The organism is Streptomyces sp. NPDC057565 (assembly GCF_042801455.1).
Taxonomy (GTDB): Bacteria; Actinomycetota; Actinomycetes; order Streptomycetales; family Streptomycetaceae; genus Streptomyces; species Streptomyces yanii.
The window spans coordinates 209,239-221,331 of the sequence record NZ_JBHVFU010000011.1; the positions used below are offsets into that span (position 1 = coordinate 209,239).

A 12,093-nucleotide genomic window follows, 5' to 3' on the forward strand; every position below is an offset into this window, starting at 1 on the left:
ATACGCCCCCGTTGTGTAGCGGCCTAGCACGCTGCCCTCTCACGGCAGTAGCGCCGGTTCGAATCCGGTCGGGGGTACAACAGAGCAAGCAGCCAAGGGTCCTTCACTTCGGTGAGGGGCCCTTGCTTGTGTGCCTGGGACCCGTTGCGCGCGGGCCCGGCGCACTCAGAGTCCGTACCGCCGGTTCGACTCCTCCTCCTGGGCCAGCCGGCGCAGCGACAGCAGCAGCGGTTCGTGGAGCACGACCGAGGCCACCGCCATCTCCACCTGCTCCGCTCCTGCCGGATAGGACTCCATCATGTCCAGGTCGCGGACCGCGACTTGCTCCATGAGGCGGGCCTGCTCGGTCAAGTACTCGATGTCGCAGGCGTAGCCGAGCCGGATGAGTGTGGCCATGGAGGCGACCAGCGAGCGGTACGTGGGGTCCAGGGAACCGAGTTCCTGCACGAACGCCCAGCCGAGCCGGTCGAGAAGCCGGTCGACCTCGCGGCGCGCTGATTCCGTCTCCGGGGCGTCCTCGTCCGGCTCGGGGCCGTGCGGCAGCGACCAGAGGGCGGCGCCCAGCCGGATCGTGCGGCCGAGGGATTCGTCGTCGACGTGGGCCAGTACCTCGCGGGCCGTTGCCACCGGGAGGCGGCCCACCTGAATCAGTGCCCGCACCAGACGCAGTCGGCGCAGATGGCTCTCGTCGTACTCGGCCTGGGTCGCGCTGACGCGCTCACCGGGCGGCAACAGCCCCTCGCGCAGGTAGTACTTGATCGTCGCCGTCGAGACGCCGCTCTGCTTGCTCAGTTCCGCGAGTCGCATGTTCTGTGCCTTCCCTTGCGCCACCCCTTGGGCAGTGTCACTATCCAACCATTGGATAGCTGCACTCTCCAATGCGATCAGGGGGCAACGTGCGTGTGAAGCCGATACCGGGGCGGACGACCGCGGCAGCCGAGGGGGACGTGGTCGTCCTGCTCATCGGGATGCGCATCAATCACTTCTGGGGCGTGCACCACTGGTTGCCGGTCTTCGTGGCAATGCCGCGCATGCTGCGGGAGTTGAGCCGGGACAGGAGCCGCGGGCTGCTCGGCTACACCCTGCTGTCCGGATCGCCGAGGACGTATTACGTCGTCCAGTACTGGGAGTCCAAGGAGAAGCTCTACGCGTACGCCGCCGCGCCCGACATGTTCCACCGCAAGGCCTGGGCGATCATGAACCGCAAAGAGAGGAAGTCCCGGCAGCACGTGGGGCTGTGGCACGAGACATACGTCGCACCCGAGGGGTCGTACGAATCGATCTACGCCGACATGCCGCCGTACGGACTGGCTGCGGCGACCGGCGTGCTGCCGATCGAGAAGCGGGGGCGGAGGGCGGCGGACCGTTTCGCGCACCGCTCGTCCGCGGCGCGGAAGGGCTGAGAGGGGGCCGTCACGACGCTGGGACGGCCGGGGAACGATTTCTTGCTGTGCCGGGCCTGCGTGCCGGGCCTGTGCGGCAGGCGGGCCCGAGGCCGCGCCTGTGTACGTGATCCGTACGTCAGCCGTTGCGGCGCAGGGCCTCGCTCAGCCGGGCCGCCGAGTCGATGACCGCCTGGGCGTGCATCCGTCCCGGGTGGCGGGTCAGCCGCTCGATCGGTCCGGAGACCGAGACCGCGGCGACCACCCGGTTCGACGGCCCGCGTACCGGCGCCGAGACCGAGGCGACGCCCGGCTCCCGCTCGCCGATCGACTGGGCCCAGCCCCGGCGGCGCACGCCCGAGAGCGCCGTCGCCGTGAAGCGGGCTCCCTGAAGGCCGCGGTGCAGGCGCTCGGGCTCCTCCCAGGCCATCAGGATCTGGGCCGACGAGCCCGCCTTCATGGTCAGGGTGGAGCCCACCGGCACGGTGTCCCGCAGTCCGGACAGTCGCTCCGCCGCAGCCACGCAGATCCGCATGTCGCCCTGCCGGCGGTAGAGCTGCGCGCTCTCGCCGGTGATGTCCCGCAGATGCGTGAGCACCGGGCCCGCCGTCGCCAGCAGGCGGTCCTCGCCTGCCGCGGCCGCGAGCTCCGCCAGTCGGGGGCCGAGGATGAATCGGCCCTGCATGTCCCTCGCCACCATCCGGTGGTGTTCCAGTGCCACAGCCAGTCGATGAGCCGTGGGTCGTGCAAGCCCGGTCGCCGCGACCAGCCCGGCGAGGGTGGCCGGGCCGGACTCCAGGGCGCTCAATACCAGAGCCGCCTTGTCGAGAACGCCGACGCCGCTAGAGTTGTCCATACGACGATACTCGCGTCTCACTCTGTGAAACGCAAGTTCAATTTCCCGCGGAAGTTGCGAACCTGTAGGGGCGGCCGCACAACGGCCCGTAGCCACCGCCCCGCACGGGGGTCCGGACGGCGACGCACCGAAATCTCTAGTTGGGCCGGCGAAGACGCCGGCCGGAGGGAAAGCGATGGGTAGGACACTCGCGGAGAAGGTCTGGGACGACCACGTCGTCCGGCGCGCGGACGGCGAGCCCGATCTTCTCTTCATCGATCTGCACCTGCTGCACGAGGTGACCAGCCCCCAGGCCTTCGACGGCCTCCGGCAGGCCGGACGCCGGGTGCGGCGCCTCGACCTCACCATCGCCACCGAGGATCACAACACCCCGACCCTCGACATCGACAAGCCGATCGCCGACCCGGTCTCCCGCGCCCAGTTGGAGACCCTGCGCAAGAACTGCGCGGAGTTCGGTGTACGGCTGCACCCGCTGGGCGACGTCGAGCAGGGCGTCGTGCACGTGGTCGGCCCCCAGCTGGGCCTGACCCAGCCCGGCACCACCGTCGTCTGCGGCGACTCCCACACCTCCACGCACGGCGCTTTCGGCGCGTTGGCGTTCGGTATCGGTACCAGCCAGGTCGAGCACGTCCTGGCCACGCAGACGCTGCCGCTGGCCCGTCCGAAGACCATGGCGATCACCATCGACGGCGAACTGCCCGACGGTGTCACGGCCAAGGACCTGATCCTCGCGATCATCGCCCGGATCGGCACCGGCGGCGGCCAGGGCTACATCCTCGAATACCGCGGCTCCGCCATCGAGAAGCTCTCGATGGAAGCCCGGATGACCATCTGCAACATGTCGATCGAGGCGGGCGCCCGGGCCGGCATGATCGCCCCGGACGAGACCACGTTCGACTACCTGAAGGGTCGCGACCACGCCCCGCAGGGCGAGGACTGGGACGCTGCCGTCGCGTACTGGAAGACGCTGCGCACGGACGACGACGCGGTCTTCGACGCCGAGGTCGTCATCGACGCCGCCGAACTGGCGCCGTTCGTCACCTGGGGCACCAACCCCGGCCAGGGCGCGCCCCTGTCGGCCAACGTCCCCGACCCGGCTTCGTACGAGGACGCCTCGGAGCGGAACGCCGCCGAAAAGGCCCTGGAATACATGGGGTTGACCGCCGGACAGCCGCTGCGCGAGATCAACGTCGACACCGTCTTCGTAGGCTCCTGCACCAACGGCCGGATCGAGGACCTGCGCAACGCGGCCGCGATCCTGGACGGCCGCAAAGTCGCCGACGGCGTACGGATGCTGGTCGTCCCGGGCTCGGTCCGGGTCGCCCTGCAGGCCGTCGAGGAGGGCCTGGACAAGGTCTTCACCGCGGCCGGCGCGGAATGGCGGCACGCGGGCTGCTCGATGTGTCTCGGCATGAACCCCGACCAGTTGGCCCCCGGCGAGCGCTCCGCGTCGACCTCGAACCGAAACTTCGAGGGCCGGCAGGGCAAGGGCGGCCGTACCCACTTGGTTTCCCCGCAGGTCGCCGCCGCCACCGCCGTGCTGGGCCGTCTGGCCTCGCCGGCCGACCTGTCCGACGCCCTTACGTCCGCCGGAGTCTGAGAACCATGGAAGCTTTCACCGCACACACCGGCCGGGCCGTCCCGCTGCGCCGCAGCAACGTCGACACCGACCAGATCATCCCCGCCCACTGGCTGAAGAAGGTCACCCGCGACGGCTTCGAGGACGGGCTCTTCGAGGCATGGCGCAAGGACCCCGAGTTCGTCCTCAACCGGCCCGAGCGGGACGGCGCAACGGTCCTGGTGGCCGGTCCCGACTTCGGCACCGGGTCCTCCCGTGAACACGCCGTCTGGGCCCTGCAGAACTACGGTTTCAAGGCCGTCATCTCCTCCCGGTTCGCCGACATCTTCCGCGGCAACTCGCTGAAGAACGGGCTGCTGACCGTGGTTCTCGACCAGAAGGTCGTCGACGCACTGTGGGAGCTGACCGAGGCCGACCCGGCCGCCGAGGTCACTGTCGACCTGGAGGCGCGCCAGGTCCGGGCCGAGGGCATCACCGCCGACTTCGAGCTCGACGAGAACGCCCGCTGGCGACTGCTGAACGGGCTGGACGACATCAGCCTCACCCTTCAGAACGAAGCGGACATCGCGACTTATGAGGCGGCAAGGCCGACCTTCAAGCCGCGTACAATTAACGCCTGAGCAGCGCGTTTCCAGTACTGCGCCCCCTGCCTTCTGGTAGGGGGCGCAGTCGTTTGTTGAGACCCCGTCGGGCGACAACTCGCCCCAGATGGCACAATCGGTGCATGGAACGCGACAGCCAACTCAAGCTTTACGGCCAAGTCGCCGACCGATTGAAGGAAGCGCACACAAGAGTGCGCGCACTGCAAGTCCCGGAGGGCGTACGGATGGCGCTGTCCCGGAAGCTGTTGGTCATCACGGCTGCGGCGAAGCACGATCTCCCGGATGCGGCAAGGCGTCTGGACCGGTTGATGAAGGACCTCGATGAGGGCCGATTCCCCGAAGGTGACTGACTCTGCGGAACTGTGCGGAGGCCGACTTCGTTGCGGCACTAGGGTGATTAGCCCGTTTCGTGTTTGATTTGCGGTATATATCTGCCTAACGTGCGAAAACGCTTGAACACTTACGTTCGGGCAATGTCTCCGAAGGGGAAGACGTGAACAAGGCACAGCTCGTAGAAGCGATTGCCGACAAGGTCGGCGGCCGTCAGCAGGCCGCGGACGCTGTCGACGCGGTACTCGACGCGATCGTCCGTGCAGTTGTCGCGGGGGACCGGGTCTCGGTCACCGGTTTCGGCTCGTTCGAGAAGGTCGACCGCCCGGCCCGCTACGCCCGCAACCCGCAGACGGGTGAGCGCGTGCGGGTCAAGAAGACCTCGGTGCCCCGTTTCCGTGCGGGACAGGGCTTCAAGGACCTGGTCAGCGGCTCGAAGAAGCTCCCCAAGCACGATGTGGCCGTGAAGAAGGCGCCCAAGGGCAGCCTCTCGGGTGGTGTTTCCGCCCGTGCGATCACCAAGGCCGCCGCCAAGAAGGCCACCGCCAAGAAGGCCGCGGCGAAGAAGGTCACCGCCAAGAAGACCGTGACGGCAGCGAAGACCGCCGCGGCCAAGAAGACCGCCGCGAAGAAGACCACCGCGGCGGCCAAGAAGACCACGGCAGCCGCGAAGACCACCGCGGCGGCGAAGAAGACGACGGCTGCCAAGAAGGCCGTTGCCGCCAAGACCGCGCCCGCCAAGAAGGCCACGGCGAAGAAGGCGCCCGCGAAGAAGGCCACGGCGCGCAAGACCACGGCCAAGAAGGCCGTCGCACGGAAGAAGTGAGACCGAGCAGCGCAGGGCTCCTCACACGCGCCGGGCCGGGCTCCCCTCGGGGAGCCCGGCCCGCGGGCTGTCCGGGGTGCGTTCAGCGGCCCCGTGGGCCGGACGCGCCCTTCAGAACGTCTGCAGCGTCACCAGGGTGATCCGCAGGGCCGCTCCCTCGCCCTCCACCTCGATCCGCACCCGCTGCCCCGGGCGCAGGAGCCGCAGGCCGCCCGCGTCGAAGGCCGGGGCGTCGAATTCCACCGGGGTGCCGTCGTCGAGCAGCACACTGCCGGTGCGGGTCTCGGGGTCGTACGTGTACGAGGTCGCCTGCATGAACGGCAGCCTATCGGTCCCTCGCGGGCACTTCCGCGGCCAAGCTGCCCGCCGTGTGCGGACCCACCCCGAGGGCCAGCGCGGCCCGCAGATCGGCGCCGGTGTCCACGTCCTGGCGGACCGAGTCGATGCCGGCCGGGACTATTTCCACCGCGCCCGAGGCAAGATGCCGGGCCCGGGACGGACCCCCGAAAGCCGGACGCAATTCCATCCCCACCGAAGCCGACAGGAAAGTCGTGCCGATTCCCGCTGCATCCGTGACAAATGCGCGCGGAAATTCAGCGGCGAATTCGAGCACCCGGGACAATTCCGCGGGACGCAGCGCGGGCAGATCCGCGTTGAGCGCGGCGACTGCGGCGGCGGGCCTTCGGTCGCGTATCGCCCGCTCGCCATGGGCCAGCGCGGCATTGAGTCCGGCGGCCGGTCGGTCGGGAACGATGCGCGCGCCGAGCGCCGAGAGCGTGGCCCCGGCCATCGGGTCGTCCGTGACGACCACCACATCCCGTACGGCCCGGCAGGCCAGCGCGGCGGCCACGGTGTCCTGGGCGAAGGCCAGAGCGAGCCGGGGGCGCAGCAGCGGGCCCGTTGCCTGCGTCAGCCTGCTCTTGGCCCTTGCCAGCGGCTTCAACGGGACGACCAGGGACCACACCCCGGTCCGGTCGGTGTTCGTGGCGATCTCCCCCTCGGTGCGCATCGCCGCTTATTCTCGCCTGCCGGTACGACAACCCGGTGCGACAACCCGGAGGGGCGGCCCCGGGGGTGGGGCGTACGGTGTTCTCGACAGAGCAGGGGCCTGGGGCGAGACTTGACCGCCACAGGCAGGCAAACACGTCAGGTCCGTAGAGGAAGGTGTCCGAGTGTCCGGCCGCAGAATCGGCTTCTGGTACCGCCTGGCGGCGGTCATCGCAAAACCGCCGCTGGTGGTTCTGTTCAAGCGTGACTGGCGGGGAATGGAGCACATTCCGGCCGAAGGCGGATTCATCACTGCGGTCAATCACAACTCGTACTTGGACCCGCTCTCCTACGGTCATTTCCAGTACAACACCGGCCGGGTGCCGCGGCTCCTCGCCAAGGCGGGGCTCTTCAAGACCCCCTTTGTCGGAATGATGCTGCGTGGCACCGGACAGATCCCCGTGTACCGCGAGACGACCAACGCGCTGGACGCCTTCCGGGCCGCCGTCGACGCCATCGAGCGCGGCGAGTGCGTCGCCTTCTACCCGGAGGGCACCCTCACCCGCGACCCCGACATGTGGCCCATGGCCGGCAAGACCGGCGCCGCCCGCGTCGCGTTGATGACGAAGGCCCCGGTCATCCCCGTTGCCCAGTGGGGCGCGAACCTGGTGATGCCGCCGTACGCCAAGGAGAACAAGCTCCAACTCTTCCCGCGCAAGACCCTCCAGGTGCAGGCCGGTCCGCCCGTCGACCTCTCCCGGTTCTACGACATGGAGCCGACGCCCGACGTCCTGCGCGAGGCGACCGAGGTCATCATGGCCGCGGTCACCGCCCAGCTCGAAGTCGTACGCGGCGAGAAGGCCCCCGCCGAGCTCTACGACCACCGCAAGGCGCGTGCCGAACAGCGGCGCAAGGCCGAAGGAGAGGCACCCAAGTGACGCACCCCGTAAAAGCAGCCGTCTTCGGAACCGGCTCATGGGGTACGGCCTTCGGCATGATCCTCGCCGACGCCGGCTGCGAGGTCACCCTCTGGGGCCGTCGCGCCGAGCTCGCCGAGGCGGTCAACACGACCCGTACCAACCCCGACTACCTGCCGGGAATTGAGCTCCCCGAATCCATCAGGGCCACCACCGACGCCGCCGAGGCGCTGCGCGGCGCCGACTTCGCCGTGCTCGTCGTGCCGTCGCAGACGCTGCGCGCCAACCTCGCCGACTGGGCCCCGCACCTCGAACCGGACACCGTCCTCGTCTCGCTGATGAAGGGCGTCGAACTGGGCACCGCGAAGCGGATGAGTGAGGTCATCGAGGACGTCACCAAGGTTCCCGCGGACCGCATCGCCGTCGTCAGCGGCCCCAATCTGGCCAAGGAGATCGCCGAACGCCGCCCCGCCGCGGCCGTCGTCGCCTGCCAGGACGAGTCGGTGGCCCGCCGTCTCCAGGCCGCCTGCCACACCCCGTACTTCCGCCCGTACACCATCACCGATGTGGTCGGCTGCGAACTCGGCGGCGCAGTGAAGAACGTCATCGGTCTCGCCGTCGGCATCGCCGACGGGATGGGCCTCGGTGACAACGCCAAGGGTTCGCTCATCACCCGCGGCCTCGCCGAGACCACCCGGCTCGGTCTCGCCATGGGCGCCGACCCGCTGACGTTCTCCGGACTCGCCGGTCTCGGCGACCTCGTGGCGACCTGTTCCTCGCCGCTGTCGCGCAACCACACCTTCGGCACCAACCTCGGCCGCGGCATGACGCTGGAAGAGACCATCGCCGTCACCAAGCAGACCGCCGAGGGCGTCAAGTCCTGTGAATCGGTGCTCGATCTGGCGCGCCGCCACGGCGTCGACATGCCCATCACGGAGACGGTCGTCTCCATCGTCCACGAGGGCAAGCCGCCGATGGTCGCTCTGGGCGAGCTCATGTCGCGCAGCGCGAAGGCCGAGCGGCACTGACGCCCGACCGGCCCCGGTGACGCTGACGCGACCCGTACCAGCAGGTACGCTCATCGCGATATGAGCAGCGAGAACCTCCCCCAGAGCCCGAAGCAGCAGCTCCGCAAGCCGCGTGTGGCCGTCGTGTTCGGCGGCCGCAGTTCCGAACACGGTATTTCGGTCGTCACGGCAGGTGCCGTCCTGAACGCCATCGACCGGACGAAGTACGACGTCCTGCCGATCGGCATCACGACGGACGGCCGCTGGGCGCTCACCGCCGACGAGCCCGAACGCATGGCCATCACGGACCGGAAGATGCCGGACGTGGCCCAACTGGCCGAGTCCTCCGAGGGCGGCGTGGTGCTCTCCGTCGACCCCGGCAGCCGCGAAGTGGTCTACAGCGAGCCCGGCTCGGTGCCCAAGGCGCTCGGCGAGGTCGATGTCGTCTTCCCCGTCCTGCACGGCCCGTACGGCGAGGACGGCACCCTTCAGGGGCTCCTGGAGCTGTCAGGCGTGCCGTACGTGGGTGCCGGTGTGCTCGCCTCGGCGGTGGGCCAGGACAAGGAGTACATGAAGCGGGTCTTCACCTCGTTCGGGCTGCCCGTCGGCCCGTACGTCGTCGTCCGCCCCCGCGAATGGGACAACGACCCCCTCGCCGCCCGCAAGCGCATCGTGGACTTCGCCGGGGAACACGGCTGGCCGCTCTTCGTGAAGCCCGCGCGGGCCGGCTCGTCCATCGGCATCACCAAGGTCGACGACCTCTCCGGACTCGACGAGGCGATCGAGGAAGCCCGCCGCCACGACCCCAAGTTCCTCGTCGAGTCGCTGCTGCGCGGCCGCGAGATCGAGTGCGGGGTGCTGGAGTTCGAGGACGGACCGCGTGCCAGCGTGCCCGCCGAGATCCCGCCGGTCACCTCGCACGACTTCTACGACTTCGAGGCCAAGTACATCGACTCGGCGTCCGGGATCGTGCCCGCCCCGCTCACCGAGGAGCAGACCGCCGAGGTCCAGCGGCTCGCGATCGACGCGTTCGAGGCCGCGTCCTGCGAAGGCCTGGTGCGCGCCGACTTCTTCCTCACCGAGGACGGCACGTTCGTCATCAACGAGATCAACACGCTGCCGGGCTTCACTCCGATCTCCATGTATCCGCGGATGTGGCAGGAGAGCGGTGTGAGCTACCAGGAGCTGGTCGACCGGCTGATCCAGGCGGCGTTGACCCGGCCCACCGGCCTGCGCTGACCCAGAGCTACACGCTGTTGGGGACCGTCTTCCTGACGGCCGGGGCGAACGCAGCCAGCGGGCTGGCGTCATGGGCGTACGCCTTCGAGAGCGTCACCTCGACATACGCCTTGCGATAGGTCGTGGTGAACCGCGGACCGGCGTCCTCCGGCTGCTCCAGCAGCCAGTTGACGCCGTCCGCTTCGGTCCCCTTGGCCATGGGATCGTCCATCTTCGCGGGCCGGTCGACACCGCAGCGCAGTACGATCGCCCCGTCCCCCCAAGAGGCGGTCAGTACGGACCTCGGCCCGGAGTCGTCACGGTTCTGTCCGGCAACGGTCTCCGGCAGCTCCTTGTGCAGGGCACCGCAGTAGGCTGCGACTTCCGGCACCGGGGTGGGGACCGTGATCGACGCCGGGGACCCCGTTGTGGAGCAGCCCGCCGCGGCCAGCACCAGAACGGCAGCGGACGGACCGAGAAACACGGGGCGGCGGAGCCGGCGGCGGAAGGACGTCACCGGCCCAGCGTAGACGGGGGCTACAGGTGGACGACCGGGCAGGTCAGGGTTCTGGTGATGCCGTCCACCTGCTGGACCTTGGCGACGACCATGCGGCCGAGTTCATCGACTGTGTCGGCCTGCGCGCGCACGATCACGTCGTAGGGGCCGGTGACGTCCTCTGCCTGGATCACTCCCGGGATTTTCGCGATGGTCTCGGCGACGGTCGACGCCTTGCCCACCTCGGTCTGAATAAGGATGTACGCCTGTACCACGGAACCTCCAGGGCGGCCACGAGGATCATGTGGGGGAAAGAGACGCCACGGTATCGCGTTGCCGAGGGCGGCGGGGAGACCTGTGGGACGGATGACGCCCACAGCGTGGCGCACGGATGCCATCAGTTGACGTATGCCTTGACAGTACCGACAGCACTGAAGGCCCGCGACCGCAAGCGCAGCGGTGCGGACGGGGGCAGGCATGCCGGTGGGAACGGGGGCAGACTGCTCCCGGCGGCCGGGCCACGGCCCGGACCACCGGCCGCCGACCGAGACCGGACGTCCGTCCGGCGCGACAGATGAGAGGTGAGACTCGGTGAAGGGAACCGTGGGCGAGTTGGGGGAGTTCGGGCTCATCAAGGAGCTCACGTCCCGGCTCACCAGCACTCCGGCGGTACGGCTCGGACCTGGCGACGACGCCGCGGTCGTGGCCGCTCCCGACCGCAGGGTCGTGGCCAGTACGGACATCCTGTTGGAGGGACGGCACTTCCGCCGCGACTGGTCGACGGCGTACGACGTCGGACGCAAGGCGGCCGCACAGAACCTCGCCGACATCGCGGCCATGGGCGCCGTCCCCACCGCGCTGCTGCTCGGCCTGGTCGTCCCGGCCGCACTTCCGGTCACGTGGGCGGGCGAGTTGATGGACGGCATCCGTGACGAGTGCCAGGTCGCGGGTGCGGCCGTGGTCGGCGGTGACGTCGTCGCCGGGGAGACCATCACCGTCGCGATCACCGCACTCGGCGATCTGCGCAACCACGAACCCGTCACCCGGGCCGGCGCCCGACCCGGCGATGTCGTCGCCGTTACCGGCTGGCTCGGCTGGTCCGCCGCCGGGTACGCGGTCCTCTCCCGCGGCTTCCGTTCGCCGCGCGCCTTCGTCGAGGCCCACCGGCGCCCCGAACCGCCGTACCACGCGGGCCCCGCGGCCGCCGGACTCGGCGCCACCGCCATGACCGACGTCAGTGACGGACTCGTCGCCGACCTCGGCCACATCGCCGAGGCCAGCAAGGTCCGGATCGATCTGCGGTCCGGGCTGATCGACATTCCCTCGCAGATGTCCGACATCGGCCAGGCGGTCGGCGTGGACCCGCTCCAGTGGGTGCTCACCGGTGGAGAGGACCACGCGATCGTCGCGACCTTCCCCCAGGACGTGAAGCTGCCCGCCCGCTGGAAGGTGATCGGCGAGGTCCTCAACCCGTCCGCGCTGCCCCAGGTGACGGTCGACGGGGCTCCTTGGACCAGCAAGGGCGGCTGGGACCACTTCGGCGGCATCGAGGACGCCCACTAGCTTGATCTTTAACCTGTTCGGCGTGGACGTGGGGTCGTTGACTTCTTCGTCCGCCGCTTCGCGGTGTCTGTTTTGCGGACTGTGTGCACGTCGTGGCGTGGGGTGGGCTCGTTGTTCCTGCGCCCGGGTGGCCGTCCTGGGCCGGGTCGTGAGGATTTCGGTGCTCCGGCGGGGCAGGCGGCCTTCGGGCGGAGGTGCCGGAAATCGCGGCGGACCCGGGCGGGAGTGAGTCTGCCGGGCGGGCCGGGTTTCTCCCACGGCCGGCGCAGGTCGGCTGCCAGGGGGCGGGCGAGCCGGAGTTGGGTGAAGGCCGCGAGGATCAGCCAGGTC

15 protein-coding genes, 1 tRNA gene and 1 pseudogene are annotated in these 12,093 nt (G+C 69.4%); 10 read left to right on the plus strand and 7 right to left on the minus strand.

All coding sequences use genetic code 11. The features are described 5' to 3' along the window. Positions 1-4: 4 nt before the first annotated feature. Positions 5-77 (plus strand) — tRNA-Glu (locus ACFU8W_RS22180). An 88-nt stretch (positions 78-165) separates the two neighbouring features. On the opposite strand, the gene ACFU8W_RS22185 is transcribed toward ACFU8W_RS22180, so the two are convergent. Beyond that, positions 166-807: a MerR family transcriptional regulator gene (locus ACFU8W_RS22185; RefSeq protein WP_384039758.1), complete on the minus strand. Its 642-nt coding sequence runs from the start codon at positions 805-807 to the stop codon at positions 166-168. Between the two features lie 71 nt (positions 808-878). Here ACFU8W_RS22185 and ACFU8W_RS22190 point away from each other — a divergent pair, with 71 nt between their 5' ends. Further along, positions 879-1,403 carry a DUF4188 domain-containing protein gene (locus tag ACFU8W_RS22190; protein ID WP_384039761.1) on the plus strand — a complete coding sequence of 175 codons (525 nt, stop codon included), beginning with the start codon at positions 879-881 and terminating at the stop codon, positions 1,401-1,403. A gap of 118 nt (positions 1,404-1,521) precedes the next feature. On the opposite strand, the gene ndgR is transcribed toward ACFU8W_RS22190, so the two are convergent. Beyond that, positions 1,522-2,238, minus strand: coding sequence for an IclR family transcriptional regulator NdgR (gene ndgR, locus ACFU8W_RS22195; RefSeq protein ID WP_030928691.1), 717 nt, complete (start codon positions 2,236-2,238; stop codon positions 1,522-1,524). A 175-nt stretch (positions 2,239-2,413) separates the two neighbouring features. On the opposite strand from ndgR, the gene leuC reads away from it, so the two are divergent. From leuC to ACFU8W_RS22215, 4 genes are all read left to right on the plus strand, one after another. Continuing rightward, positions 2,414-3,838 (plus strand): 3-isopropylmalate dehydratase large subunit, encoded by a 1,425-nt coding sequence (gene leuC / locus ACFU8W_RS22200; protein WP_384039764.1) that lies wholly within the window; start codon positions 2,414-2,416, stop codon positions 3,836-3,838. Positions 3,839-3,843: 5 nt separating this feature from the next. Further along, positions 3,844-4,437: a 3-isopropylmalate dehydratase small subunit gene (leuD, locus tag ACFU8W_RS22205; RefSeq protein ID WP_327244157.1), complete on the plus strand. Its 594-nt coding sequence runs from the start codon at positions 3,844-3,846 to the stop codon at positions 4,435-4,437. A 104-nt stretch (positions 4,438-4,541) separates the two neighbouring features. Next, entirely contained in the window at positions 4,542-4,769 is a 228-nt protein-coding gene (locus tag ACFU8W_RS22210) for a hypothetical protein (RefSeq protein ID WP_072487271.1), read from the plus strand. Between the two features lie 143 nt (positions 4,770-4,912). Continuing rightward, the gene (locus ACFU8W_RS22215) at positions 4,913-5,575 is read left to right on the plus strand and encodes an HU family DNA-binding protein (RefSeq protein ID WP_345510656.1); all 663 of its coding nucleotides are present in this window, start codon (positions 4,913-4,915) and stop codon (positions 5,573-5,575) included. Positions 5,576-5,686: 111 nt separating this feature from the next. Here the strand turns inward: ACFU8W_RS22215 and ACFU8W_RS22220 are convergent, their stop codons facing one another. Further along, complete coding sequence (locus ACFU8W_RS22220; protein WP_326792733.1) at positions 5,687-5,890, minus strand: hypothetical protein; 204 nt, start codon at positions 5,888-5,890, stop codon at positions 5,687-5,689. A gap of 10 nt (positions 5,891-5,900) precedes the next feature. Beyond that, positions 5,901-6,584 (minus strand): 2-phospho-L-lactate guanylyltransferase, encoded by a 684-nt coding sequence (gene cofC / locus ACFU8W_RS22225; RefSeq protein ID WP_384039770.1) that lies wholly within the window; start codon positions 6,582-6,584, stop codon positions 5,901-5,903. A 163-nt stretch (positions 6,585-6,747) separates the two neighbouring features. On the opposite strand from cofC, the gene ACFU8W_RS22230 reads away from it, so the two are divergent. The 3 genes from ACFU8W_RS22230 to ACFU8W_RS22240 are packed head-to-tail and all read left to right on the plus strand — an operon-like array spanning position 6,748 to position 9,725. After that, positions 6,748-7,500, plus strand: coding sequence for a lysophospholipid acyltransferase family protein (locus tag ACFU8W_RS22230; RefSeq protein WP_327244154.1), 753 nt, complete (start codon positions 6,748-6,750; stop codon positions 7,498-7,500). Then, positions 7,497-8,507 carry an NAD(P)H-dependent glycerol-3-phosphate dehydrogenase gene (locus tag ACFU8W_RS22235; RefSeq protein WP_345510650.1) on the plus strand — a complete coding sequence of 337 codons (1,011 nt, stop codon included), beginning with the start codon at positions 7,497-7,499 and terminating at the stop codon, positions 8,505-8,507. The genes ACFU8W_RS22230 and ACFU8W_RS22235 overlap by 4 nt, the downstream gene beginning before the upstream one ends. A 60-nt stretch (positions 8,508-8,567) precedes the next feature. After that, positions 8,568-9,725 carry a D-alanine--D-alanine ligase family protein gene (locus tag ACFU8W_RS22240; protein WP_384039773.1) on the plus strand — a complete coding sequence of 386 codons (1,158 nt, stop codon included), beginning with the start codon at positions 8,568-8,570 and terminating at the stop codon, positions 9,723-9,725. A gap of 7 nt (positions 9,726-9,732) precedes the next feature. On the opposite strand, the gene ACFU8W_RS22245 is transcribed toward ACFU8W_RS22240, so the two are convergent. Both ACFU8W_RS22245 and ACFU8W_RS22250 read right to left on the minus strand, forming a co-directional pair. Continuing rightward, on the minus strand, positions 9,733-10,221 hold the full coding sequence (locus ACFU8W_RS22245) for a DUF3515 domain-containing protein (protein WP_384039776.1): 489 nt from the start codon (positions 10,219-10,221) through the stop codon (positions 9,733-9,735). 20 nt (positions 10,222-10,241) lie between these two features. Then, on the minus strand, positions 10,242-10,475 hold the full coding sequence (locus tag ACFU8W_RS22250) for an Lrp/AsnC family transcriptional regulator (protein ID WP_064070330.1): 234 nt from the start codon (positions 10,473-10,475) through the stop codon (positions 10,242-10,244). A gap of 316 nt (positions 10,476-10,791) precedes the next feature. Here ACFU8W_RS22250 and ACFU8W_RS22255 point away from each other — a divergent pair, with 316 nt between their 5' ends. Continuing rightward, positions 10,792-11,763: a thiamine-phosphate kinase gene (locus tag ACFU8W_RS22255; protein ID WP_345510647.1), complete on the plus strand. Its 972-nt coding sequence runs from the start codon at positions 10,792-10,794 to the stop codon at positions 11,761-11,763. An 8-nt stretch (positions 11,764-11,771) separates the two neighbouring features. Here ACFU8W_RS22255 and ACFU8W_RS22260 read toward each other — a convergent pair. Next, a pseudogene (locus ACFU8W_RS22260) lies at positions 11,772-12,093 on the minus strand (transposase); the annotation flags it as partial.

Coding starts and splice junctions, on each gene's coding strand:
- ACFU8W_RS22185 (WP_384039758.1), bottom strand. CDS start 807: ATGCGACTCGCGGAACTGAGCAAGCAGAGCGGCGTCTCGACGGCGACG.
- ACFU8W_RS22190 (WP_384039761.1), top strand. CDS start 879: ATGCGATCAGGGGGCAACGTGCGTGTGAAGCCGATACCGGGGCGGACG.
- ndgR (WP_030928691.1), bottom strand. CDS start 2,238: ATGGACAACTCTAGCGGCGTCGGCGTTCTCGACAAGGCGGCTCTGGTA.
- leuC (WP_384039764.1), top strand. CDS start 2,414: ATGGGTAGGACACTCGCGGAGAAGGTCTGGGACGACCACGTCGTCCGG.
- leuD (WP_327244157.1), top strand. CDS start 3,844: ATGGAAGCTTTCACCGCACACACCGGCCGGGCCGTCCCGCTGCGCCGC.
- ACFU8W_RS22210 (WP_072487271.1), top strand. CDS start 4,542: ATGGAACGCGACAGCCAACTCAAGCTTTACGGCCAAGTCGCCGACCGA.
- ACFU8W_RS22220 (WP_326792733.1), bottom strand. CDS start 5,890: ATGCAGGCGACCTCGTACACGTACGACCCCGAGACCCGCACCGGCAGT.
- cofC (WP_384039770.1), bottom strand. CDS start 6,584: ATGCGCACCGAGGGGGAGATCGCCACGAACACCGACCGGACCGGGGTG.
- ACFU8W_RS22240 (WP_384039773.1), top strand. CDS start 8,568: ATGAGCAGCGAGAACCTCCCCCAGAGCCCGAAGCAGCAGCTCCGCAAG.